This window comes from Stenotrophomonas sp. YJH_SMC_48-3 (assembly GCF_059369375.1).
In genome coordinates, this window is the sequence record NZ_JCAFSQ010000004.1 from 102,046 (window position 1) to 126,034 (window position 23,989).

Here is a 23,989-nt window from a genome sequence, read left to right on the forward strand (position 1 = left end):
CGGGGAGAAGGTCGGCACCTGCCGGGAGGGGAGAAGGTTGGCCACCAGGGCAGGGGAGCGGCCGTCGAGCATGGCTCGACGCTGCGAAGGCAGGGCGTTACAGGGCCTGACGGCCGGGCGCGGTAGAATCCCCGGCCATCCCAGAACCACCGGATCCCGATGAGTCCCAGCCCCGCCGAACGCGCCGACGACCTCCGCCGGCAGATCGCCCAGGCCAACCGCGCCTACCATGAGCTGGACGCGCCGGAGATCCCCGACGTCGATTACGACCGGTTGGTGCGCGAACTGGAAGCACTGGAGCGCGAACATCCTGAACTGGCCCGCGCCGACAGCCCGACCCAGCAGGTCGGTGCGCGTCCTTCCGGCCGCTTCGCCGAGGTGCGCCATGCTGTGCCGATGCTGTCGCTGTCCAATGCGTTCAGCGACGAGGAGGTGGCTGATTTCGTGCGCCGCATTGACGAGCGGCTGGGGCGTCGCAGCCTGCGGTTTTCGGCCGAGCCGAAGATGGACGGGCTGGCGATCAGCCTGCGCTACGAGGACGGTCATTTCGTGCTCGGCGCGACCCGTGGCGATGGCACGACCGGCGAGGACGTGACGGCCAATCTGCGCGAGATCGGCGACATTCCCAAGCGCCTGCACGGCAAGGACTGGCCGGATGTGCTGGAGGTGCGCGGCGAGGTGTACATGGCCCGCGCCGACTTCGAGGCCTACAACGAGCGTGCGCGCCTGCACGGCGGCAAGGTGCTGGCCAATCCGCGCAACGCGGCGGCCGGTTCGCTGCGCCAGCTCGACCCGAAGATCAGTGCGCAGCGCAGGTTGAGCTTCTTTGCCTACGGTACCGGTGAAGTGCAGGGCGGCGAGCTGCCCGATACCCATTCGGGCACCCTGGCCCAGCTCGGCGCCTGGGGCTTCCCGGTCAGCGAGCTGTGCAAGGTGGTGGAGGGCACTGATGGCCTGCTCGGCTACTACCGCGATATCGGTGAGCGCCGCGATCGCCTGCCGTTCGACATCGACGGCGTGGTCTACAAGCTGGATGACCGCGCCGGCCAGCAGGCCATGGGCTTCGTTTCGCGCGCGCCGCGCTGGGCCATCGCGCACAAGTTCCCGGCGCAGGAACAGAGCACGACGGTAGAGGCCATCGAGATCCAGATCGGCCGCACCGGTGCCGCAACACCGGTCGCGCGACTGGCACCGGTGGCCGTGGCCGGCGTGATCGTGTCCAACGCCACCCTGCACAACGCCGACCAGATCGCACGCCTGGATGTGCGCGTGGGCGACAGCGTGATCGTGCGCCGTGCCGGCGACGTGATCCCGGAAGTGGTCAGCGTCATCCTCGATCGCCGCCCACAGGGCACTATGCCGTGGCAGATGCCGACGCGCTGCCCGGTGTGCGGCTCGGAGATCGTGCGCGAGGAAGGGGCAGCGGCATGGCGCTGCTCGGGCGAACTGTCCTGCCCGGCGCAGCGCAAGGAAGCCATTGCCCATTTCGCCTCGCGTCGCGCGATGGACATCGATGGCCTGGGCGACAAGTACATCGAAACCCTGGTCGACGCCGGCATCGTCAGGAGCGTGGCCGACCTGTACCGGCTCAGTCGTGACCAGCTGCTGCACCTGAAGCTGGTGCTGGATGCGGAAGACCCGTCCGCACTGGCCGCTGCGCTGAAACCGCATCTGCCCGCCGAGGGCAGTGGCGCGGTACTCAACGCCGTGCTGAAGCTGGACGGCAGCGATCCGGGCTGGCGCGCGCAGGCGCTGGCACAGCCCGCCAGCTTCGAATGGAACACGAAGAAGATCGCCACCAAGTGGGCCGACAACCTGATCGCAGCAATCGACGCCAGTCGTGCCGCCACGCTGGAACGCCTGCTGTTCGCGCTCGGCATCGAACACGTTGGCGAGAGCACCGCCAAGGCCCTGGCGCAGTGGTTCGGTGACCTGGAACTGATCCGCCATCTGCCGTGGCCGCTGTTCAAGCGCGTGCCGGACATCGGTGGCGAAGTGGCGCGCTCGCTCGGTCACTTCTTCGAACAGCAGGGCAACCAGCAGGCCATCGATGACCTGCTGCAGGTCGGCCAGGTGCACATCAGCGATGTACATGCCCCCAGTGCCAAGCTGCGCGAGGGACTGGACCTGGCGCAGCTGCTGGTCGAATCGGAGATCCCCGGCATCACCCGTCTGCGCGCCGAAAAACTGGTGGCAGCGCTCCCGGGGGCACAGGCGGTGCTCGATGCCGAGCATGGCCAGTTCGTCAATGCCGGCTTGCCCGATGACACCGCGCGCGGACTGGCGGAGTGGCTCGATGCCGATGGCCATGGCGAGATGTTGCTGGCGGCCGAGAAGGCGATGCAGCAGATCCTGGCCAAGGCGCCGGCGCTGGCCGAGATCGTCGCGGGCCCGCTGGACGGGCAGACCGTTGTGCTCACTGGCACCCTGGCCCAGCTCACCCGCGATGTCGCCAAGGAGCGCCTGGAGGCGCTGGGCGCCAAGGTTTCCGGCAGCGTGTCGAAGAAAACCAGCTTCGTGGTCGCCGGCACCGAGGCCGGCTCCAAGCTGGACAAGGCGCAGTCGCTGGGCGTGCCGGTGTGGGACGAGGAACGCCTGCTGGCCTACCTTGCCGAACACGAATGACGATCCCGCCGGGTGCCGCGCCTGGCATGCAGCACAAAGGAACACAGATGCAGACCGCCCCACTGGATTTCCGCCTGGCCACCCGTGCCGACGAGGAATTGTTGATCACCTTGATGCGCGAGTTCTACGCCGAAGACAGGATCGACTTCGATGACGCGCGCGTGCGTCGCGGCGTGGACGCGCTGCTGGCCGATCCGCGCAATGGCGAAGTGCTGTTGTGGCTGGACGAGGCGGGCGAGGTGGTCGGCTACGCGGTGATCGCGATGGGCTTCAGCCTGGAGCAGGGCGGCCACTTCATGCTGCTGGACGAGCTGTACCTGAGCCATCGCGCGCGCGGTCGTGGCCGCGGCAAGCAGGCGCTGGCCATCTGCGAACAGCGCGCTCGCGGTCGTGGCGTCAGCCGCCTGCGCCTGGAAGTGAACCACCACAACGAACTGGCACGCCGCCTGTACCTGGCCAGCGGCTACATCGACGATACGCGCGATCTGCTGACCCTGCCGCTCGACCATCCGCGCCCGGAGGGCATCCTGTGAGCGAGGCCCTGCTGCGCGCGCTGCAGCAGCGCGCCGCGCTCAATGCGCTGGTGCGCCGCTTCTTTGCAGAGCGCGATGTGCTCGAGGTGGAGACGCCGATCCTGTCGGTCGCGGGCAACACCGAGCCGAACATCGACAGCTTCCATACCGACTTCACCGGCCATGTCGATGCCGGCGGACGCCGCCGATGGCTGCGCACCTCGCCGGAGTATCCGCTCAAGCGCCTGCTCGCTGCCGGCGTGGGCGACTGTTATGAACTGGGCCGGGTGTTCCGCAATGGCGAGGCCGGCGGCCGCCACAACCCGGAGTTCACCATGCTTGAGTGGTACCGGGTCGGCTGGGACCACCACCGGCTGGTGCAGGAAACCGCCGAGCTGGTAGGCCAGGCGTTGGCCCTGGTCGGGCGCCATGCGACGCTGCATGTGCTCAGTTACCGGGAGCTGTTCCAGCAGTACGTGGGCGTGGATCCGTTCGAGGCCGATGAGGCCGCGCTGCGTGCCGCGCTGGGCGAGGTGCACATTGACCCGGTCGGGCTGACCCGCGATGACTGGCTGGATCTGCTGATGACCCACCGTATCCAGCCGCGCTTCGATGGCGATGTCATGACCGTGGTCCACGACTGGCCGGCCAGCCAGGCAGCATTGGCCCGCGTCCGCCCGGGCACGCCCCCGCTGGCCGAACGTTTCGAGCTGTACCTGGGCGCGGTGGAACTGGCCAACGGCTACCACGAACTGAACGACGCCGACGAGCAGCGCGCGCGCTTCCAGCGCGATCTGCAGCGCCGCCACGAGCGCGGCCAGGTGCTACCGGCCGTGGACGAGGCGCTGCTGTTGGCGCTGCCGTCGATGCCCGCCTGCGCCGGGGTGGCGGTGGGTGTCGACCGCCTGTTGATGGCGATGAACCGCACGCCGCGGATTGCTGATGTGCTGGCCTACGACTTTGCCCACGCGTGAGTGCGGCGCACGTTCCTGAACGTTGAAGACTGAACGGATTGCCGCGTTTCCGCGCTTGCTTCGGTAAGCGGGATGATGCTCTTATCACGGCAGATGCGGGACACTGGCATCGGAATTCGTCCACTCCTGTTGGGGAAGGCATTGGTCAAGTGGTTTGCGGTCGTGGCGGCACCGGTGTACTCCATCGCGCTTTGGGGTACCTGGCTGCCGTCATCGGCGTCGGCCCAGCAGGCAGGCTATGACGGCGAAGTGGTGACCTGCGAATCGCGCGACATGGGCTGGGTGCACTGCGATATCGATGTGGACAACGGCGTCGATCTGGTGCGCCAGCTGTCGAGCAACAGCTGCATCCGCGGCAGCGAGTGGGGCACCGACCGCAGCGGCGTGTGGGTCACCCTTGGCTGCCGCGCCGAATTCCGGGCGCGCCGTGCGCAGGGTGCGGCGCCTGCGGCAACGGAAGGCAAGCGCCTGGTGCGCCGCGTGGTGCGCTGCGAATCCAATGGCCGTCCGCAGAGTTGCCCGGTACGCCTGGATGGCGCGCCGGTGCGCCTGCTTCGCCAGTTGTCGGTGCTGCCGTGCCGCGAAGGCCAGGGATGGGGCTACAAGCGCAATGAAGTCTGGACCAGCCGTGGCTGCCAGGGCGATTTCGAGGTGGCCGACGAGGAGGGCCGCTTCGTCGATGTGCCGCGCCGCCTGACCTGCGAATCGAAGTCGAAGAAGCGCCGCTTCTGCGGCGCCAGCATTTCGGTGGGTGCTGTGGTCTCCGAGCAGCTGTCCAGCACGCCCTGCGAGGAAGGCAGCACCTGGGGCTGGAACCGCAACGGGATCTGGGTGGACGGCGGCTGCCGCGCCGAATTCTCGGTGAATTGAGCCGGGGCAGGCTCCAACCACGCGGGGCGTGGCCCTACAATGGGCCCATGAACACTGCCTCCGACATCGACTACGCCCGTTACGACCACATCCGCCCGATCCTGTGGACCGGCGATGCCTTGCAACTGCTGGACCAGCGCAAGCTGCCGTTCGTGGTCGAGCACGTGGTCTGCCATGACAGTGACGAGGTTGCCAGCGCCATCCACGCGCTGACCGTGCGTGGCGCGCCGGCGATCGGTATTGCCGCCGCGTGGGGCGTGGTGCTGGCGGCACGCGAGGTGCAGGCCGCCGATGGCGCGCATGCGCTGCAGCAGCTGGAGCCGGCCCTGCAGCGTCTCAATGCGTCGCGCCCGACGGCGGTCAACCTGGCCTGGGCGCTGGCGCGCATGCGCCGTTGCCTGAACGCCGCCGGCGCAGACTGGAAGGCGTTGCTGGAGGCGGAAGCGCAGGCGATTGCCAATGAAGACCTGGCCGCCAACCGCCACATGGGGGCGCTGGGTGCTGGCCTGATCGAGGCCGGCAGCGGCGTGCTGACCCATTGCAATACCGGCTCGCTGGCCACCGCAGGCTTCGGCACGGCGCTGGGCGTGATCCGCGCTGGCATGGCCCAGCACCGCATCGCCCGCGTGTTTGCCGGCGAGACCCGGCCCTGGCTGCAGGGCGCCCGCCTGACCGTGTGGGAACTGCAGCAGGATGGCATCGACGCTACCCTGATCGCCGATTCGGCTGCCTCGCACCTGATGAAGACCGGCGCCGTGCAGTGGGTGATCGTCGGCGCAGACCGCATCTGCGCCAATGGCGATACCGCCAACAAGATCGGCACCTACCAGCTGGCCATCGCGGCCCGCCATCACGGCGTGAAGTTCATGGTCGTAGCGCCGTCCTCGACGGTGGACATGGACACCGTGGACGGCAGCCAGATCGAGATCGAGCAGCGCGATCCGGGCGAACTGTACGGCGTGGGCGGGACCCGCACCGTGGCCGAGGGCATCGCCGCCTGGAACCCGGTGTTCGACGTCACCCCGGGCGAGTTGATCGACGCCATCGTGACCGAGCGCGGGGTGATCCTGAACCCGACCGCCCACAACATGCGCACCGCCTTCGACGGCTGAGGCGGGACAGGATCGAGGATGTCTGTAGAGCCGAGCCCATGCTCGGCTCAGCCAGCGAATCCGCCGCAGCCGAGCATGGGCTCGGCTTTACAGGGCGGTATGGGGCCCTAAGTTCCTGATTTGTGCCGGTAAAATCCCCATGAAGGGAGGCGGAAAACGGCCTGTTGTGGTAGTATCCACAGGTTGAATCGAGGTTCCGGCGCGACCCCCTCCCGCAGAGGGCTGCGCCGGACTGGACCGCTACCAGACAACGGAACCCGAATGGCAGAAACCGCCAAGGAAATCATCCAGGTCAACCTGGAAGACGAGATGCGCAAGAGCTACCTCGATTACGCCATGAGCGTGATCGTGGGCCGCGCGCTCCCGGATGCGCGCGACGGCCTCAAGCCGGTGCATCGTCGCGTGCTGTTCGCGATGAACGAGTTGAACGCGCACAGCAACAAGCCTTACTTCAAGTCGGCGCGTATCGTCGGTGATGTCATCGGTAAGTACCACCCGCATGGCGATCAGTCGGTATACGACACGCTGGTGCGCCTGGCTCAGCCGTTCTCGCTGCGCTACATGCTGGTCGACGGCCAGGGTAACTTCGGTTCGATCGACGGCGACTCCGCTGCGGCGATGCGATACACCGAGGCGCGCATGTCGCGCCTGGCGCATGAGCTGATGGCGGACATCGACAAGGAAACCGTCGATTTCCAGCCCAACTACGATGAAAAGGAACTGGAGCCGACGGTCATGCCGACCCGGTTCCCGAACCTGCTGGTCAATGGTTCGGCTGGCATCGCGGTGGGCATGGCGACCAACATCCCGCCGCACAACCTGAGCGAATCGATCAACGCCTGCATCGCGCTGATCGACAACCCGGACATCGATGTCGACGGCCTGATGGAATACATCCCGGGCCCGGATTTCCCGACTGCCGGCATCATCAACGGCACCGCCGGCATCGTCGCCGGCTACCGCACCGGCCGTGGCCGCGTGCGCATCCGTGCCAAGGCCGATATCGAAGTGGCCGACAACGGCCGCGAATCGATCATCGTCACCGAAATTCCTTACCAGGTGAACAAGGCGCGTCTGATCGAGAAGATCGCCGAGCTGGTCAAGGAAAAGAAGATCGAAGGCATCAGCGAGCTGCGCGATGAGTCCGACAAGGACGGCATGCGCATCTACATCGAGATCAAGCGCGGCGAATCTGCCGAGGTTGTGCTGAACAACCTGTACCAGCAGACGCAGATGGAATCGGTGTTCGGCATCAACATGGTGGCGCTGGTCGATGGCCGCCCGCAGTTGATGAACCTCAAGCAGATGCTGGAGGCGTTCGTCCGCCACCGTCGCGAAGTGGTCACCCGCCGCACCGTGTTCGAGCTGCGCAAGGCGCGCGCCCGTGCCCATGTGCTGGAAGGCCTGACCGTCGCACTGGCCAACATCGACGAGATGATCGAACTGATCAAGACCTCGCCGAACCCGAATGAAGCCCGCGAGCGCATGCTGGCACGCGTGTGGGAGCCGGGCCTGGTCGGTGCGATGCTGGGTGCCGCCGGTGCCGAAGCATCGCGTCCTGAAGACCTGCCCAAGGGCGTGGGCCTGATCGAGGGCGGCTACCAGCTGACCGAGATCCAGGCCACCCAGATCCTGGAAATGCGCCTGCACCGCCTGACCGGGCTGGAGCAGGACCGCCTGACCGACGAGTACAAGCAGCTGCTGGAAGTGATCGCCGGGCTGATCCACATCCTGGAAGATCCCGATCGCCTGCTGCAGGTCATCCGCGAGGAGCTGGTCAACGTCAAGGCCGAGTTCGGCGACGAACGTCGCACCGAAATCCGCCACAGCGAAGAAGACCTGGACATCCTGGACCTGATCGCGCCGGAAGACGTGGTGGTCACCGTGTCCCACGCCGGCTACGTGAAGCGCCAGCCGGTCAGCGTGTACCGCGCGCAGCGCCGCGGCGGCCGTGGTCGCAGTGCGGCGGCGACCAAGGAAGAGGATTTCATCGAACAGCTGTGGCTGGTCAACACGCACGATACGCTGCTGACCTTCACCAGTTCGGGCAAGGTGTTCTGGCTGCCGGTCTACCAACTGCCGGAAGCGGGTTCCAACGCCCGTGGCCGTCCGATCATCAACTGGATTCCGCTGGAACCGGGCGAACGCGTGCAGGCCGTGCTGCCGGTGCGCGAGTACGCCGATGGCCAGTTCGTGTTCTTTGCCACGAAGAACGGTACGGTCAAGAAGACCCCGCTGGGCGAGTTCGCCTTCCGCCTGGCCCGCGGCAAGATCGCGATCAATCTCGATGAGGGCGATGCCCTGGTCGGCGTCGGCCTGACCGACGGCCAGCGCGACATCCTGCTGTTCGCCTCCAATGGCAAGACCGTGCGCTTCGGCGAGGACAAAGTCCGCTCGATGGGCCGTACCGCAACCGGCGTGCGTGGCATCAAGATGCCGGCCGGCGAGGAAGTGGTCAGCCTGATCGTGGCCGAAAGTGCCGGTGGCATCGAGGACGAGAACGACGACGACAACGGTGTCGAGGAAGCCACCGCCAATGGCGATGCGGTGATCGATAGTGCCGATGACGCCAGCGTGCAGTACATCCTGACCGCCACCGAGAACGGCTATGGCAAGCGCACCCCGCTGCCGGACTACCCGCGCAAGGGCCGTGGCACCCAGGGCGTGATCGGCATCCAGACCACCGAGCGCAACGGCAAGCTGGTCGCTGCGGTGCTGATGGGCTCGAATGACGAAGTCCTGCTGATCTCCGATGGCGGCACCCTGGTGCGTACGCGTGGCTCGGAAATCAGCCGCGTCGGCCGCAACACCCAGGGCGTCACCCTGATCCGCCTGTCCAAGGATGAGAAGCTGCAGGCGGTTGAGCGCTTGGATGCCTCGATCGATGAGGACGAGGACGAGGTGGCGGTCGCCACCCCCGCCACGACCGACGGCGCACCGGCTGCGGCCAGCAGCGAGGACGCCGCGCAGGAATGACCCTGCCGCGAGCCTGAGGTACCCGACGACGCCGGCCCTGTGCCGGCGTCGTCATTTCTGCGGATCTTCCGGTCGTGGTGGATGCTCCGATCGCTGCGGTAGAGTCGACTGTTAGTCGACTGCTCTGCGCACGGCGATGAAAAGCCCGCGCTGCGCGCGATAGTCGACTAACAGTCGACTCTACCCAGCCGACAATCACCCAGTCGGCAACCACCCAGCCGACGATCACCCCGTCAGGTCCACCCAGAAAATACGCGCGCGCTTCACATCGGCGGTGGGATAAGGGCGCATGCTGCCCCGGAGATCGACGATGTCCGCCACGCCGCAGTCCGCTCCCGCCCGCGCCTCCCGGCATCCCCTTGTCACCGTGCTGTCGCTGCTGCTGGTCGTGCTCGGCCTGGTCATCGGCGGCCTGGGGGCGTGGCTGCTCAGTCTCGGGGGCTCGGCCTACTACGCCATCGCCGGGGCCGGCCTGCTGGCCAGCGGCATCCTGTTGTTCGGCAACCGCCGCAGCGGGGCGCTGCTGTACGCACTGGTGTTCATTGGTACGCTGCTGTGGACCTGGTGGGAGTCAGGCAGCGACTACTGGCGCTGGGTGCCGCGGCTGGGCCTGGTGACCGCGATCGGCATAGTGCTGGCGCTGCTCGCGCCGACCCTTCGCGAGCCGGTTTCAAAACGCCTGTCGCGCAGCGTGGCGGGCGTGCTGATGCTGGTGTTCGTGGCGGCCTTCGGTCTGGCTTTCGCCCCGCATGGCGAAGTGGATGGGCACTTGCCATTCCCGGAAGGCGCAGCCAGTGCCGGACTGGAACCTACGCGCGATACCACTGGCCTGCAGCCGGCTGACCAGCCCGCCGAAGGCGACTGGCCGGCCTGGGGGCGCAGCAATGCCGGCACCCGCTACTCGCCGCTGCAGCAGATCACCCCGGCCAACGTGGCCACGTTGCAGCTGGCCTGGCAGTTCCGTACTGGCGACATGCCGAACAAGCGCTGGGGTGCGGAAACCACGCCGCTGAAGGTCGGCGACCGCGTGTACCTGTGCACCGCGCGCAACCGCCTGATCGCACTCGACGCCGCCAGTGGCAAGGAACTGTGGCGGTTCGATCCAAAGGTGAGGGATGCTTCGATTCCGTATACCGCCGCCTGTCGTGGCGTGAGCTATTACGAGCAGCCCAGCACGCCGACCATTGCCGATGCGGCGTTGGCCGATGCCGCTGCGGATCTGGCCCTTCCCGAGCCTCCGCCAACGGTCACCCGCAGCGCCGCACCCGGCAGTCGTCCGGCATGCTGGGCGCGCATCATCGAAGGCACGCTGGACGGTCGCATCATCGCGGTGGACGCGGACAGCGGCCGTCCCTGCGCGAATTTCGGTAACAACGGCCAGGTCGACATCACCCTGGGCATGGGCGAGGTGCCACCGGGCTATGTTTCGATCACCTCGCCACCGGCCATCGTGCGTGGGGTGATCGTCACGGGTCACCAGGTGCTGGATGGGCAGCGCCGCGATGCGCCGTCGGGCGTGATCCAGGCCTACGACGCGGTCACCGGCAAGCTGCGCTGGGCGTGGGACATGGACCAGCCCGAGCGCAGCGGACTGCCGCCACGCGAGCAGACCTATACGCGTGGCACCCCGAACATGTGGACCACGGCCACCGGTGATGAGGCGCTCGGGCTGGTCTACCTGCCGCTGGGCAATTCAGCCGGTGACTACTGGAGTGGCTCACGCACTGAAAACCAGAACCGCTACTCGACCTCGCTGGTGGCGATCGAGGTTAGCACTGGCAAGCCGGCCTGGCATTTCCAGGCCGTGCGCAAGGATGTGTGGGACTACGACCTCGGTTCGCAGGCCAGCCTGATCGACTACCCGACGGCTGCAGGCAAGGTGCCGGCGATCCTGCTGCCGACCAAGCAGGGTGACATCTACATTCTCGACCGCCGCAACGGCCAGCTGCTGACTGCTGCCGAAGAGCGCAAGGTACCGGTGGGTGGCGTCGAGCCCGAGCAGCGTTCACCCACCCAGCTGTTCTCGCTGTACCACACGCTGCGTCGCGAGCATGACCTGACCGAGCGTGACATGTGGGGCATCACCCCGATCGACCAGCTGGTCTGCCGCATCCAGTTCCGCAAGGCGTACTACGAAGGCTTCTACACGCCGCCGAGCAGCGAGCGCCATTCCATCGAATACCCCGGCTACAACGGCGGCTCGGACTGGGGCAGCGTGTCCATCGACACGCGACGCGGCGTGATCGTAGCCAACTACAACGACATGCCCAACTACAACCGGCTGGTGCCACGCGCGGAGGCCGACCGGCTGGGCTGGTTGCCGCGCGAGAAGATCCGCGCCGACAAGGGCGGTGGCGAGGGCGCCGGCGATCCGCAGGTCGGCACGCCGTATGCCATCGACGTCAACGCCGGTTGGCGCCTGCCATTCACCGGCCTGCTGTGCAAGCAGCCGCCCTATGGCGGCATCCGTGCCATCGACCTGCGCACCGGCAAGCTGCTGTGGGACCGCCCGTTCGGCAGTGCGCGCGGCAATGGTCCGTTCGGCATCCGTTCCGGCCTGCCGATCGAGATCGGCACGCCGAACAATGGTGGTTCGGTAGTGACCGCCAGCGGCCTGATCTTCATCGCCGCCGCCACAGATGACCTGCTGCGCGCCATCGACCTGAAGACCGGCAAGGAGCTTTGGCATGCCAAGCTGCCTGCCGGCGGCCAGGCCAACCCGATGGTGTACGAGCAGGGTGGGCGCCAGTACGTGGTAATCATGGCCGGGGGCCACCATTTCATGGAAACCCCGAACGGCGATTACGTGATGGCATTTGCGCTGCCCAGGTAGTGCCGACAGGGTATAACCGATTGGGTAGAGTCGACCGGGTAGAGTCGACTGTTAGTCGACTGCTCTTTTCTCCCGCGCTGGAAAGCCCCAGCTTCGCGCGACAGTCGACGCTACCCGGGCGACTCCACATCCCCGGACGCTGTATCGAGATGATCCCTGATCCTGGCGTTGGCAATGAACCGATGTCGGGAATCCATCCTGGCGGGCATTCTCGAACTCATGCCCAGCCCTCAACTGCTTGCCGGCCGCCGATCCATCGTCGGCAACGTCTACACCATCACCATGGTGTGCAGGAACCGCCATCGCGTCTTCGATTGCCCTGCCAATGCCGACCTTGCCATGCAGCTCCTTGGATCGATGGATCGGGAAGGCCTGACTGCGTCGCTTGCCTGGGTGATCATGCCGGATCACATCCACTGGCTGGCTCAACTACGTGGCCATTCGCTGGGCTACTGCGTGCAGCGCTTCAAGGCGCGCAGCAGTTTTCTGATCAACCGGCGGCGAGGGAAGCAGGGTGCAATCTGGCAGGCGGGTTATCACGACCATGCGATCCGCAGTGACGCATCGCTGCAGCGGCACGCCGGCTACATTCTGGCAAATCCCGTTCGAGCGGGTCTTGCCGAGCAGGTGGGTGACCATCCGTACGGATGGTGCCGCTGGCCGCTGAGCGAGCTGGAGTCGCCCTCCGAGGGTGAATGCTGATACAGCCAACCCGGTAGATCCGACCGGATAGGGTCGACTGGTTCTCTCGATCACGCTGGGAGGCCCGCGCTACGCGCGATAGTCGACTAACAGTCGACTCTACCTTGCCGGTCTACCGAGGGGCTACACCGTCACCACCACGTTGTGACGCTTCAGCGAAGAGAGCATGGCGCGGCGATAGCGCAGACATCGGTTAGCATTCCGGCGACTCTCTGCGAAGGATCGCCCCGTGATGTCTAATCCGATGTTCCATCCTGCCCTCTACGTTCTGCTGCTGGCGTCGTTGTCCGGCGACCGCGCTCCTGCGCAGGCGCTGGCCGACTGGGAGCTGCAGGGTCGTGCCGACGGCCTGGCGCGACCAGACACCCCCTGCCAGGATTTCCTGCAGGCAATGGGGCGGAAGCCGGCAGGGCTGGAATACCTGGGCTGCAGCCAGGACGACGCGTCCTATATCAAGCCCATGCAAGCCCACTACCGCGTCGCCGGCGCACGCGCCGAGCAGGTCGAAGCGTATCTGCACACGACGTTCGGAATGCCGAAGTTACGTTACACCTGCTGTGGCTGGAGCAGTGGCGGGCCCTACAGCTGGCGCGAAGGTGCAGGCACGGTGAGGTACCAGATCGGGATGGGGGTGGAATCGCTGCCGCATCCGCGCAGCGATTGGCGCCGCATCGAAGCATTCAACGTCACCGTGGAGGTGACGCGGCAGAGCCCGTAGCGTGGATGCGGCAGGCGCATGCTTGCTCTAGGATGCGTGCAGGGATCCCTGCAAAGGAACTGCGATGAAGGCTGTTGGACGTCTGCTGCTGTGCGCTGCGCTGGCCTGTCCGCTTCTGACGGCCGTGCCGGTTTCTCCTGCGATTGGCGCAACCACCTCCGAGCCTGCACATCCGCATGCGCAGGACGCCATCGATGACTGGCTTGCGGCCTTCAACGCAGGCAGCCTCGATGCGTTGCAGGCCTTCGCCGACAGGTATGCGAAGAAGGAAGGCAGTGCTCCCAAGGACTATCTTGAGTTCCGCGAGAGTACCGGCCCGATGCGCGTGCTGGAAACGCGCGAGGGCACGCCTGGTCAAGCGAAGCTGCTGGTGATGGGCCAGCTGAACGAGCGTGCGATGTGGGTGACGGCGGAGATGGACCCGGACCACCCAGCGCACTTGAAGCTGTTCCACATCGAAGGCACCGAAACACCGGACAAGTACAAGCCGGAGCGTGTTGCGTTGCCGGCCCTGATGGCTGACGCCAGGACGAAGCTGGACGCGCTGCGTACACAGGACGCGCTGTCGGGAGCGCTGCTGGTGGCGCGCAACGGCCAGGTGCTGCTGGATTGGTGGGGCGGCGAGGCGGATCGCGAAGGCGGCATTCCGGTGCGGGCGGATACACGCTTCCGGTTGGCCTCGTCCAACAAGATGTTCACCTCGGTGGCCATCCTGCAGCTGGTGCAGGCCGGCAGGCTGGGGCTGGACGATACGATCGGCAAGCACCTGCCCGACTACCCGAACAAGGCTGTCGCCAATGTGGTGACGGTTCGCCAGTTGTTGACCCACACCAGTGGCCTTGGCGATTTTTTCGGCGATGATTTCGATCAGTATTCGGCCTCGCTGAAGACGCTGGATGACTACGTGCAGCGCTTCGCCAAGGATGCACCGCAGTTCGCGCCCGGTAGCCAGGACAGCTACTCCAACTACGGTTTCATCGTGCTTGGGCGCATCATCGAGGCCGTTTCAGGGCAGTCGTACTACGCCTACGTGGACGACCACATCCTGCGACCGGCTGGCATGACCGGCACCGGCTTCGAACCGGAAACGGTGAAGGTGCCACAGCGTGCCGTTGCCTACACGAAGACGAACGGGCAATGGACGCGTGAAACGAAGTCGCTGCCCTGGCGCGGCATGTCTGCCGGAGGCGGCTACAGCACGGCCACCGACATGCTGAGGTTTGCCGAGGCGTTGCGCGGCGGAAAGCTGGTCTCGCCGGCAGTGCTGCAGCAGGCCACCACGGCACAGAATCACAAGCGATGGTATGGCTTTGGCTTCGTGGTGCAAGGCGAGGGCAGGGAACACCAGTACGGCCACGAGGGCGGTGCGCCGGGGTCGAACAGTGCCATCGTGGTGATGCCTGCGCAGGGGTATGTGATCGTTGGCTTGGCCAATGTTGATCCGGACGGAATTGGCAACGTGGTCAATTACATCGCGCGGCGGTTGCCGTTGCAGTGAGCGCGGGGCGATACGTGTAGAGTCGACCGTTGGTCGACTATCGCGCGAAGCGCGGGCGTTTCGATCTTTCCGCGAACGGCAGTCGACTAACAGTCGACTCTACCCAGTCGACGTCACCCAATCGACGTCACCCGGTCGCTGCCGGCACCCGCACCATCTTCGTCATCAGATGCTCCACCACACCGGCCGGATCGGCGGTACGACCCACATGCGTGCTCGACATCTGCACGATCGAGCTGCGCTTGGCGGTGAGGAAGTGGAACCGTGCACGCGCGGGCAGCTGTGCGATCGGCCCGGCGCTGGCGTCGCCGCGGCAGATCGCCACGATCGCATCCAGCCACGGCTGCAGCGCCTCCTGGTCCAGCGCCGGCGCGAAGGCGCGCAGGCGCGCAGGATCGATCTCGATGGCCGCCTCCAGATGACGCGCGCCAGGACAGGAGACGATCACCCCGACGTTGATGAATTCCTCGCGTTCCACCCGCGGTACCACGCGGATGACCGCGTAGTCATACGTGTGCAGCGTGGGCACGGATGGCCTCCTGCACGAACACCGCACGCACTTTCAGGCGATGATTGAGATAGTCGATGTAGCCTTGGCGATAGGCCTGCGGGCTGTCGAATGCCGGCTCGTTGACCAGCCAGCTGTCCGGCACCAGGCCGACGATGCGCTCGATCTCGGCATCGGTCAGGCGCGCGGCCAGTTCGGCATCCACCTCGGCGATGCGGCTGGCGAACGACAGCAGCACGTGGTCGCGGATCAGCACGAACGGCTTTTCGCAGGCATCGCCGGCGTTGGCCCAGTCGTGATGGAAGTACATGGCCGCACCGTGATCGATCAGGTACAGCTTTCGATGCCACACCATCAGGTTCGGATTGCGCGTGGTGCGATCGACATTGCTGGTGAGCGCATCGAACCAGACGATGCGCGAGGCCAGATCGGCATCCACCGGCATCGCCGCCGGGTCGTAGTTGATCGCACCGGGCAGGTAGTCCAAGCCCAGGTTCAGGCCCTCGCTGGCACGGATCAGTTCCTGGATTTCCGGGTCCGGCTCGGTGCGGGCGAATTCGCGGTCCAGTTCCACGAAAAGGATCTCCGGAATCGGCAGGCCCAGCGTGCGCGCCATCTCGCCAGCGATCAGCTCGGCGATCAACGCCTTCGGTCCCTGGCCGGCACCACGGAATTTCAGCACGGCCATGCCGTCGTCGTCGGTCTCGACCACGGCGGGCAGGGAGCCACCTTCCCGCAGCGGGGTGATGTAGCGGAGGGCATGTACGGTGCGCATGCGTGCATTCTAGCGTGGGTGCAGGTGCAACCCTCTGATCGGCGGGGACCGATTTCGGCCTTCACCTGTCCCTTCTGCCTGCGATGGCAGCATCGTGCTCCAGGAACCCTTGGGTTCATGGGCGTACTGGCACTCTCGATGCAGAGGCTCCAGGCTGGGTACCTGCTCGGCTGCCAGCGACGCGCACTGCGAAGCGGAAACCTCATCCACGATGTCCTGCAGGCTACGGAGGTGCACCGATGAGCGACGAATTCACTCCCATTCTGCCGGCCTTGGACGATGCCAAGGCGGAAGAAATGATCGGCAAGGTCGTACTGGTCGGGGTCACCCGCTATGGTGGCGACGGCCAGGTGAAGGGGCTGGAGCAGTACGCCGGCACGGTGTTGCGCATCAGCGCCGACGAGGGCGTGGTGCTGGCCGACGAGAATGATGGCCACGAGCGCTACCTGCCGCCGATGCTGGACCAGTACCAGCCAGCCGAGCCTGGGGAATACCGCATGCGCACCAGCGGCATGATCGTGGTCGATCCCGATTACCTGGCCACCTGGGACCTGCACGCGCAGCAGTAGTGCCAGGCCACGCCCGGCAGGTGCCGGCAGTTCCGCGGCACCTGCCGGGGCTGCACTTTGCCCCATCCGGCCACTAGCCCTTCCGGCCCATTCACGACAACCCCTGCGGTGCTAGATTCGGGTTCATGCCCGATTCCGGGTACCCATTCACACCCAGGGGATAAGGATGCTCATCCGTCGAACCTCTCTGGCGGCGGCCGTTGCCGTTGCCACCGTCGGCCTGCTGGCCGCTGGCCCGGCGCTTGCCGATTACGCGAAGCCGCCGGAACACCTGCTCAAGGTGTTGAAGGCACCGCCGCCGCCGGCGCCGAACGTGGCCCCGGGCGGCCAGCGCCTGCTGCTGACCACCGCGCAGACCTACCCTTCGATCAGCCGTGTCGCCCAGCCGTATCTGAAGCTGGCCGGCGTGCGCCTGGAGCCGAAGAACCGCAGTCGCCATGACACCCCCGGTGGCTACGGCATTCCGGCCTGCGTGGCCGACTTCACCCTGGTCGACATCGGCAGCGGCAAGGAGACCAAGGTCAACCTGCCGCAGGGCTGCGCCACCGGCGCGTTGTGGTCGGCCGATGGCAGCCACTTCGCCTTCCAGAATGCGGTCGATACCAGCGTGCAGCTGTGGGTGGGCGATGCGGCCACCGGCCAGGTGAAGCAGGTGCCGAACGTGCAGCTGAACCCGATTTTCGGCTATACCGTGCAGTGGCTGGGCGGCAGCCAGAACCTGCTGGTGAAGCTGGTGCCGGCCAACCAGGGCCCGGCGCCGTCCAATGGCGGCGTGCCGACCGGTCCGGACGCGCAGGAGTCGCTGGGCAGCAGCGGCGAAAGCAGCACCTACGAAGCCCGCGACACGCTGACCAGCGTCCATGACGAGAAGCTGTTCGCTTATTACGGCGCCTCGCAGCTGGCCGTGGTCGATACCGTCGCCAACAGCGTGCGCCCGGTCGGGCAACCGGCGCTGTTCAACGAAGTCAGCGCCGCGCCCGATGGCGTGCACGTGCTGACCGAATCGATCAAGGCACCGTATTCGCATGCGGTGACCTACCAGCGTTTCGCCAACGACGTGGCCGTGCTGGATATCGCCAGCGGCAAATCCACGCCGATTGCCAGCCTGCCGCTGGCCGACCGCGTGCCGGTGCACGGCGTACCGGAGGGCCCGCGCGGTTTCGACTGGCGTGCCACCGATCCGGCCACCCTGGTCTATGCCGAAGCGCTGGACAAGGGCAACTGGAAGGTCAACGTGCCGCACCGCGACCGCGTGCTGATGCTGAAGGCCCCGTTCAACGGCAAGCCGACCGAAATCACCCGTACCGCGCAGCGATTTGAGGGCTTCGCATGGACTGCCGATCCGGCCGTGGCGTTCCAGTTCGAGAACGACGAGAACCGCCACTGGATGCAGACCCGCATCGTCGATGTGGACCAGCCGAAGAAGGAAGGCCGCCTGCTGTGGGACATGTCCAGCGATGAGCTGTACGGCAATCCCGGCAACCTGGTCTTCACCCGCCTGCCGAATGGCGCGCAGGTCGTGCGCCGTGAGGGCAACCATGTGTTCCTCAGCGGCCGTGGCGCGTCGCCGCAGGGCGACCGTCCGTTCCTGGACCGCCTGGACCTGGGCACGCTGAAGAGCGAGCGCCTGTTCCGCAGCAGTGCCGATGCCTACGAACAGTTCCTCGGTTTCAGCAACACGCCGGGGCGCTACCTGACCTGGCACCAGTCGGTGATCGATCCTCCGAACGCCTTCATCCGCCAGCAGGGTGAGGCAGTGGCTGATGCGAAGACCGGCGAGGCGCAGTTCGCGTCCACCGCGACCGCGCTGACCAAGCTGGTCGACCCGACCCCGGAGGTGCGCCAGATCAAGAAGCAGCTGGTGACCTACAAGCGTGCCGACGGCGTGGACCTGTCGTTCACCCTGTACACGCCGCCGGGCTACAAGGAAGGCCAGCGCGTGCCGGCGATCCTGTATGCGTACCCGGCCGACTTCGCCAATGCCGCGCAGGCCGGCCAGGTGTCCGGTTCGCAGCAGACCTTCACCCGCCTGCAGCCGTACCGCCTGATGCTGCTGGCCGGCTACGCGATCATCGACAACGCCTCGTTCCCGATCGTGGGTGACCCGAAGAACGCCTACGACACCTACCTGGAGCAGCTGGAAGCCGACGCCAAGGCGGCGGTGGACAAGGCCGTGGACATGGGCGTGGTCGACCGCAACCGCATCGGCGTGACCGGTCACAGCCATGGTGGCCTGATGACCGCCAACCTGATTGCGCACACCAACCTGTTCAAGGCCGGCGTGGCGACCAGCGGTTCGTACAACAAGACCTTTACCCCGTTCGGCTTCCAGAACGAACGCCGCTCGGTCTGGCAGGCGCAGGACGTGTACCTGAAGGCCTCGCCGTTCTTCTATGCCGACAAGATCAAGCTGCCGCTGCTGCTGGTCCACGGCGAGGACGACGCCAACCCGGGCACCGAGCCGTTCCAGTCGCGCAAGCTGTACCAGGCGATCCGCGGCAACGGCGGCACCACCCGCCTGGTGATGCTGCCGAACGAACCGCACTGGTACACCGCATTGGAATCGAACGAGCAGCTGGTGGCGGAAATGCTGAACTGGTTCGACACCTACGTGAAGAACGCCAAGTAAGGGAACAGAAAGGCCACCTCCGGGTGGCCTTTCTGTCTCGGGATGTGAGTGGGCAGACGGCCTGGATCCGGATGCGCAATCGGGAATCGGGAAGCCACCTGCCATGCGGCATGCGGGGCCACCCGGGCTGCTAAGCTGGGAATGGAAACGGACCAGGAGACATCGATGCATCGCAATGGAATGCGCGCCATCACTTTTGTCATCGCGACGCTGTTGGCCGGGATGACACACGGAGTGGAAGCGCAGGCTCTGCGGGCAGATGACCGCAGCTACTTTGGCAGCGCCTCCCTTGAACGTGAGGCATGGCAGAACCTCGAGCGCAGCACCGATGCCCTCAAGGCCCTTCAGGCGCCGCCAGACGTGCGGTTCCAGCAGGCCGAGCAGCTGTATGGCGAGTGCCTCCGGCACCATGGCTACCTGCATCTTCAGGCAGCGCGCAATGCTGATGATGCCCGGCTGGCCAACACCCAGGGCGAAGTGGCCGGCACATGTGGACGCATCGCGGCGATTGCCAAGCAGGCATTACGTGATGCGCCCGCGCAGGCTGCCTGGATCGAGCCGCATGCCGACCTGCGTGAACGGGCGTTGCGGGAGGGTGTGCAGCCGGCCAATGCCGCGCTGGTGGATGCGGTCGACACGTTGGCCGACCCGGCGCTGGACAGCTTCGGGCGACTGCACCGGCAGCTGCTGCAATCGGCGCCCTTTGCGCGCTTCGAACATGAAGGCGGCACGTTTGACAGCCGCACCGATGCGCGAGCCCTTTCCCGCCTGCCGGACCGTTCACTGCGCGAAGCGGCATGGCGTGCTTACTGGCAGGGAATGGCGTCGCGGCGCCGCGAAATGGCAACGGTGCTGCTGGGCCTGGTCCGCCTCAACGAGCAAGCGTCGGAACTGCAGGGCGATGGAACTGCGCCTGACCGCAGCTACCGGCACATGGGCCTGGATCAGGCCGCCGTCGACGCGACACTGGCGGCAGTAGCGCGCCACGCGCCGCTGCGACGCAACTATCAACAGATGCAGTTGACCCATCTTGAGCGCATGGGCCAGGCCTCCCCAAGGATCTGGGACATGGGCCTGCCTGATGCGGGCTATATCCCTCCGCCGCTTGACCTGGCGCAATTGCGTGATGCGGCAGCGGCATCGATGCAGGTGCTGGGGCCGGACTACGTGACAGGGCTGCGCGGGCTGCTCGATCCTGCGGGCGGACACATGGATCTGGGTGGATCGGCAGGGCGGCGCGCGATGGATGCGTTTTCGATCAGCGCCCCTGGCGCGCCTTCGCTGCTGTTCGTTGGTCATCGACAGGGCGATCTGGAGGGGGATGTCCAGATCGCTCACGAAGCCGGCCATGCCATGCATGGGCAGTGGATGCAGCGCGGTGGCGCATCCTCGTTCCAGCGCAACGGCAACAAGTGGTTGACCGAGGCCTTCGCCATCTACAACGAACTGAAGTTCCGCGATCAGCTCTATCGGCAGGCCAGCGATCCACGTGCCAAGGCGTATTACCTGAAGTCGTTGCTCGATGACATCATCCTGCAGCTGTTCGTATCGTCTGAAGAGGCCGATCTGGAACAGTCCATCTATCAGCAAGTGGCCGCCGATGAGGTTGGCAACGCAGACGCGCTTGATGCGATGACGGTGAAGGTACTGGGCCGGTATGGCGGCGCATCGGAGCAGTATCCCGAGCTGCGCAGCACCTGGGTATCCAAGCGGCTGATGTATGAGGATCCGCTTTACCTGGCCAATTACCTGTATGCCGGATTGATTGCGGTGCAGCTCTTCGCACAGGACCAGCAGGATCCGGAGGGATTCAGGGAGCGCTACCTGGCCGTCCTGGGCGAAGGGTTTGATCGCCCGCCGCAGCAGCAGGTCGAGCAGTTGCTGAATGCGAAGCCCGACTGGCCACGCCTGGTCGAGGAGGATCTGGGCCTCTTCCAGCAGTACCTGGCGCAGCTGCAGGTACTGCACGCGGAAATCGAGCGCCAGCGCGGTCGCTGAACAGGCGACAGCCTGCTGCTGACCGGCACCCGGGTGATGTACGCGGTGCGCAGCGAGCCGGACGCGCTTTCCGCGGTCCTCGACTCGGCCAGCAATGCGCCGGCCGCGCGCGAAGCGAACCGGATGGTGCCCCAGGGTGACCTCGTGTCATTGGCCGTTGCGATCGCGTAACCGTATGTGATGCGGGTGCAATGGCGTGCGGAAGCTGCGATACGCTGCAGGCCTGTTGCTGTCTGCCAGGGGTTTCACCAATGAAGTCCAAACGTATAGCCGCAGTGTTGGCGCTGGTGATGACGCCGATCCTGCATGCGCAATCACTCCCCTCCGAACTGGCGCAGCTGGGCATTGTTGCCGGCATGCCTTATGCCAAGGCCAAGCGCTTGATGGATGCGGCAGGGTGGCAGGCGAGTCCGGTCCAGGGCGCGCCTGAGTCACTCGAGGGCTTTCCGGAAGTTGGATGCCAGAAGGGCGCCAAGCAATGCGCAACAACCTTCGAAAAGGGCGGGCAGCAGGTCGCGATGCGGCTGGGCACTACCCTGGCAGGGCAGCCGTTCGTACAGGGCGCTGATTGAGCGCCTGCTGCGCTCACGCCAGCGGCAGACGGTCCTGCGCGTGCGACAGGCGGTCGTGCAGCGCACGCACGTGCTCGGCCTTGGCATGGATGCGCGCGGTATCACCGAAACTGCGCAGGTAGGTGCACGCGGCAAAGCCAGCGCTCTTCTTTTCGTATTCGGCAATCCAGGCCAGACGGTCCGGGTTGTTGGCCTGTTCGGCTGACCACGCGGCCACCGGTGGGCGGATGCGGTATTTCAGGCCGACGCGCCAGGGCTTCGGTGTCAGTCGCGCACGGAAGCAATGCTGCAGCCGGCACATGCGCGCGTACAGGGCGTCGGTACCCAGCGCCTTGAAGAAGGCCTGCAGTTGCTCGTCCTCGGGCGAGAACGTGGCATGCATGACCAGCACGCGTAGTCCGGCTGGCGTGCGGTAGGCGCGCAGATGCCAGTCCGGATGCTGTTCGCTGAAGGCCGCGACCCGCTGCAGCGCCACACCTTCGGCGCCACCGGCGGCGGCCAGCCGCCGCCTGCGCTGCATCAGCATCGCGGCATTCACCAGCACTACGGCCGCCACGCCCAATACCAGTCCCACCAGCCAGTGCCACAGCAGGGTGCCGACGATAGCGCCAGCAAACAGCAGCGCTGCGGCGATGACAGCGGGCATCACGCAACCCGCCGGTGGCTGCGCATGGTCGATGTCGGCGAACAGCACGTCCGGGCTGTTGAGGCACAGTGCGCCATAGCTGTTGCGGGTGATGATGACGTCGCCGTCGCGCTGCACGATCTGCTCGCGGATCGGCACGCCCTCCACGCCGTAGTTGCTGCGCACTTCGCGGCGCGGCAGCGCCTGCCCGGCGAGGATGGCATTGAGGGCTTCGTTGGCGCGGCGGTCGGCGTGCACCTGCGCCTCTGCAGGGCCTTCGTCGGACCAGCCGAAGCGGCGCACCACCACCGGCCGGCCACGGAAACGGGCCTGCAGGCGGGCTTCGGCCCAGTACGCGGGAACGATCATCATCGTGCGGTGCTCCATCTTCCATGGCAGGTGCCGAAGCGAGTCTGGCACAGCGCCGGTGCGCCCGCATCCGCCTGCTGCAGTGGGCCGGGCGGAGTGATAGATTGCGCGCTTCGCATGCACTCCACCAAGGACGGAGCGATGTTCATGATCCTGCGCGGCCTGTTGGCCCTGGCCTGTGCCGGGGCGGTAGGCGTGGCCACCGCAGCGGTACCGGCAGGGCCGCAGATCCTCACCGAGGATGTCAGCCGTTTCTATGCACTTTATGACAGCGCTGGCGGCAAGCCCAGCGTTGCGCAGCTGCGTGGATACCTGGCCGAGGGTTCGGCGGGCCTGGCCGAACTGGCGAAGGTGCGCCGGGTCACCCCCGAGCGCATTGCCGAGTCCATCGCCAAGCAGCCGGAACTGTATGCGCAGGGACGAAGCTGCCTGGCCGAACTGCCAGCGGTGAAGCAACGCCTGACGCAGGTGTTTTCCAACCTGCAGGCGATCTACCCACAGGCCGCGTTTCCGCCGGTGACCATCGCGGTGGGCCGTGGCCGTCCGGTCGGGCTGACCTCGAAAAGCGGGGTGATCATCGGCCTGGAAGCGCTGTGCGCAGCCGATTTCATGAATCCCAATGTGCAGGACCGCTTCGTGCATGTGATCGCACACGAATACGTGCACATCCAGCAGACCGGCCTGATCGACTTCGAGCCGGGTGACCCGCGCGCGACAGTGCTGCGTGTTTCGCTGGGCGAGGGCATCGCCGAGTTCATCGCCGAACTGATTTCCGGCAACGTCGGCAATGGGCGTCACGCGGCCTGGACCCGTGGCCGGGAAGTGCATATCGAAAGCGCCTTCGCGCTGGATCTGGACAGCACCGATCTGTCGCCATGGCTGTACAACTACAAGCCGGGCTCGCAGGAGCCCTATGACCTGGGCTACTGGGTGGGCTACCGCATCGCCAAAGCCTACTACCTGCAGGCCAAGGACAAGCGTGATGCGGTGCGTGCGCTGATCCAGCAGGACAACCCGAAGCCGATCCTGGCTGCCAGTGGCTGGACGCCCGGCATGTGGATGCCGGCGAAAGTCACGGGTGTAGCGGCGCGTACGGCTGCACGCTGAGCACAGGGCAGGGCGTT

The 23,989-nt window shown here is 66.1% G+C and carries 19 protein-coding genes; 16 read left to right on the plus strand and 3 right to left on the minus strand.

Annotation, left to right across the window (positions count from 1 at the left end; genetic code table 11):
- Positions 1 to 153: 153 nt before the first annotated feature.
- The 10 genes from ligA (at position 154) to AC5P65_RS07725 (ending at position 14,820) form a co-directional block, all read left to right on the plus strand.
- Positions 154 to 2,625 (plus strand): NAD-dependent DNA ligase LigA, encoded by a 2,472-nt coding sequence (gene ligA / locus AC5P65_RS07680; protein ID WP_180832425.1) that lies wholly within the window; start codon positions 154 to 156, stop codon positions 2,623 to 2,625.
- Positions 2,626 to 2,672: 47 nt separating this feature from the next.
- Entirely contained in the window at positions 2,673 to 3,158 is a 486-nt protein-coding gene (locus AC5P65_RS07685; protein ID WP_019660365.1) for a GNAT family N-acetyltransferase, read from the plus strand.
- Positions 3,155 to 4,111, plus strand: a complete 957-nt coding sequence (epmA, locus tag AC5P65_RS07690; protein ID WP_021202737.1) for an EF-P lysine aminoacylase EpmA — start codon at positions 3,155 to 3,157, stop codon at positions 4,109 to 4,111. The genes AC5P65_RS07685 and epmA overlap by 4 nt, the downstream gene beginning before the upstream one ends.
- A 141-nt stretch (positions 4,112 to 4,252) precedes the next feature.
- The gene (locus AC5P65_RS07695) at positions 4,253 to 4,981 is read left to right on the plus strand and encodes a DUF3011 domain-containing protein (RefSeq protein WP_021202738.1); all 729 of its coding nucleotides are present in this window, start codon (positions 4,253 to 4,255) and stop codon (positions 4,979 to 4,981) included.
- Between the two features lie 47 nt (positions 4,982 to 5,028).
- A complete protein-coding gene (gene mtnA / locus AC5P65_RS07700; RefSeq protein WP_111102642.1) occupies positions 5,029 to 6,093 on the plus strand; it encodes an S-methyl-5-thioribose-1-phosphate isomerase in 1,065 nt (354 codons plus the stop codon).
- A gap of 261 nt (positions 6,094 to 6,354) precedes the next feature.
- Positions 6,355 to 9,069, plus strand: coding sequence for a DNA gyrase subunit A (gene gyrA / locus AC5P65_RS07705; RefSeq protein ID WP_111098195.1), 2,715 nt, complete (start codon positions 6,355 to 6,357; stop codon positions 9,067 to 9,069).
- Positions 9,070 to 9,379: 310 nt separating this feature from the next.
- Positions 9,380 to 11,902 carry a membrane-bound PQQ-dependent dehydrogenase, glucose/quinate/shikimate family gene (locus tag AC5P65_RS07710; protein ID WP_495215484.1) on the plus strand — a complete coding sequence of 841 codons (2,523 nt, stop codon included), beginning with the start codon at positions 9,380 to 9,382 and terminating at the stop codon, positions 11,900 to 11,902.
- Positions 11,903 to 12,121: 219 nt separating this feature from the next.
- Entirely contained in the window at positions 12,122 to 12,604 is a 483-nt protein-coding gene (locus AC5P65_RS07715) for an REP-associated tyrosine transposase (RefSeq protein WP_021202742.1), read from the plus strand.
- A 232-nt stretch (positions 12,605 to 12,836) separates the two neighbouring features.
- Entirely contained in the window at positions 12,837 to 13,322 is a 486-nt protein-coding gene (locus tag AC5P65_RS07720) for a DUF4952 domain-containing protein (RefSeq protein ID WP_495215485.1), read from the plus strand.
- 64 nt (positions 13,323 to 13,386) lie between these two features.
- Positions 13,387 to 14,820 (plus strand): serine hydrolase domain-containing protein, encoded by a 1,434-nt coding sequence (locus AC5P65_RS07725; RefSeq protein ID WP_207049182.1) that lies wholly within the window; start codon positions 13,387 to 13,389, stop codon positions 14,818 to 14,820.
- 127 nt (positions 14,821 to 14,947) lie between these two features.
- Here the strand turns inward: AC5P65_RS07725 and AC5P65_RS07730 are convergent, their stop codons facing one another.
- Positions 14,948 to 15,349: a DUF3037 domain-containing protein gene (locus tag AC5P65_RS07730; RefSeq protein WP_021202745.1), complete on the minus strand. Its 402-nt coding sequence runs from the start codon at positions 15,347 to 15,349 to the stop codon at positions 14,948 to 14,950.
- The gene (locus tag AC5P65_RS07735) at positions 15,327 to 16,103 is read right to left on the minus strand and encodes a HipA family kinase (RefSeq protein WP_308305844.1); all 777 of its coding nucleotides are present in this window, start codon (positions 16,101 to 16,103) and stop codon (positions 15,327 to 15,329) included. Before AC5P65_RS07735 ends, AC5P65_RS07730 begins: the two co-directional genes overlap by 23 nt.
- A 239-nt stretch (positions 16,104 to 16,342) precedes the next feature.
- On the opposite strand from AC5P65_RS07735, the gene AC5P65_RS07740 reads away from it, so the two are divergent.
- From AC5P65_RS07740 to AC5P65_RS07760, 5 genes are all read left to right on the plus strand, one after another.
- Complete coding sequence (locus AC5P65_RS07740) at positions 16,343 to 16,672, plus strand: hypothetical protein (RefSeq protein ID WP_021202747.1); 330 nt, start codon at positions 16,343 to 16,345, stop codon at positions 16,670 to 16,672.
- Between the two features lie 166 nt (positions 16,673 to 16,838).
- Positions 16,839 to 19,301 (plus strand): S9 family peptidase, encoded by a 2,463-nt coding sequence (locus tag AC5P65_RS07745; RefSeq protein ID WP_180832406.1) that lies wholly within the window; start codon positions 16,839 to 16,841, stop codon positions 19,299 to 19,301.
- 165 nt (positions 19,302 to 19,466) lie between these two features.
- Entirely contained in the window at positions 19,467 to 21,299 is a 1,833-nt protein-coding gene (locus tag AC5P65_RS07750) for a M3 family metallopeptidase (RefSeq protein WP_206621514.1), read from the plus strand.
- Between the two features lie 36 nt (positions 21,300 to 21,335).
- The gene (locus AC5P65_RS07755; RefSeq protein WP_258009974.1) at positions 21,336 to 21,470 is read left to right on the plus strand and encodes a hypothetical protein; all 135 of its coding nucleotides are present in this window, start codon (positions 21,336 to 21,338) and stop codon (positions 21,468 to 21,470) included.
- Positions 21,471 to 21,550: 80 nt separating this feature from the next.
- Positions 21,551 to 21,871, plus strand: a complete 321-nt coding sequence (locus AC5P65_RS07760) for a hypothetical protein (protein WP_058981328.1) — start codon at positions 21,551 to 21,553, stop codon at positions 21,869 to 21,871.
- Positions 21,872 to 21,884: 13 nt separating this feature from the next.
- Here AC5P65_RS07760 and AC5P65_RS07765 read toward each other — a convergent pair whose 3' ends face one another.
- Positions 21,885 to 22,868 carry a hypothetical protein gene (locus tag AC5P65_RS07765; RefSeq protein WP_206621510.1) on the minus strand — a complete coding sequence of 328 codons (984 nt, stop codon included), beginning with the start codon at positions 22,866 to 22,868 and terminating at the stop codon, positions 21,885 to 21,887.
- A 138-nt stretch (positions 22,869 to 23,006) separates the two neighbouring features.
- Between AC5P65_RS07765 and AC5P65_RS07770 the strand changes: the two genes are divergently transcribed.
- Entirely contained in the window at positions 23,007 to 23,972 is a 966-nt protein-coding gene (locus AC5P65_RS07770) for a DUF2268 domain-containing putative Zn-dependent protease (protein WP_111098190.1), read from the plus strand.
- Positions 23,973 to 23,989: the final 17 nt, after the last annotated feature.

Excerpts from the sequence above, each read along its gene's own strand:
- AC5P65_RS07685 (WP_019660365.1), top strand. The coding sequence starts at position 2,673 with ATGCAGACCGCCCCACTGGATTTCCGCCTGGCCACCCGTGCCGACGAG.
- mtnA (WP_111102642.1), top strand. The coding sequence starts at position 5,029 with ATGAACACTGCCTCCGACATCGACTACGCCCGTTACGACCACATCCGC.
- gyrA (WP_111098195.1), top strand. The coding sequence starts at position 6,355 with ATGGCAGAAACCGCCAAGGAAATCATCCAGGTCAACCTGGAAGACGAG.
- AC5P65_RS07710 (WP_495215484.1), top strand. The coding sequence starts at position 9,380 with ATGTCCGCCACGCCGCAGTCCGCTCCCGCCCGCGCCTCCCGGCATCCC.
- AC5P65_RS07715 (WP_021202742.1), top strand. The coding sequence starts at position 12,122 with ATGCCCAGCCCTCAACTGCTTGCCGGCCGCCGATCCATCGTCGGCAAC.
- AC5P65_RS07720 (WP_495215485.1), top strand. The coding sequence starts at position 12,837 with ATGTCTAATCCGATGTTCCATCCTGCCCTCTACGTTCTGCTGCTGGCG.
- AC5P65_RS07725 (WP_207049182.1), top strand. The coding sequence starts at position 13,387 with ATGAAGGCTGTTGGACGTCTGCTGCTGTGCGCTGCGCTGGCCTGTCCG.
- AC5P65_RS07735 (WP_308305844.1), bottom strand. The coding sequence starts at position 16,103 with ATGCGCACCGTACATGCCCTCCGCTACATCACCCCGCTGCGGGAAGGT.
- AC5P65_RS07740 (WP_021202747.1), top strand. The coding sequence starts at position 16,343 with ATGAGCGACGAATTCACTCCCATTCTGCCGGCCTTGGACGATGCCAAG.
- AC5P65_RS07745 (WP_180832406.1), top strand. The coding sequence starts at position 16,839 with ATGCTCATCCGTCGAACCTCTCTGGCGGCGGCCGTTGCCGTTGCCACC.
- AC5P65_RS07750 (WP_206621514.1), top strand. The coding sequence starts at position 19,467 with ATGCATCGCAATGGAATGCGCGCCATCACTTTTGTCATCGCGACGCTG.
- AC5P65_RS07755 (WP_258009974.1), top strand. The coding sequence starts at position 21,336 with ATGTACGCGGTGCGCAGCGAGCCGGACGCGCTTTCCGCGGTCCTCGAC.
- AC5P65_RS07760 (WP_058981328.1), top strand. The coding sequence starts at position 21,551 with ATGAAGTCCAAACGTATAGCCGCAGTGTTGGCGCTGGTGATGACGCCG.
- AC5P65_RS07765 (WP_206621510.1), bottom strand. The coding sequence starts at position 22,868 with ATGATGATCGTTCCCGCGTACTGGGCCGAAGCCCGCCTGCAGGCCCGT.
- AC5P65_RS07770 (WP_111098190.1), top strand. The coding sequence starts at position 23,007 with ATGTTCATGATCCTGCGCGGCCTGTTGGCCCTGGCCTGTGCCGGGGCG.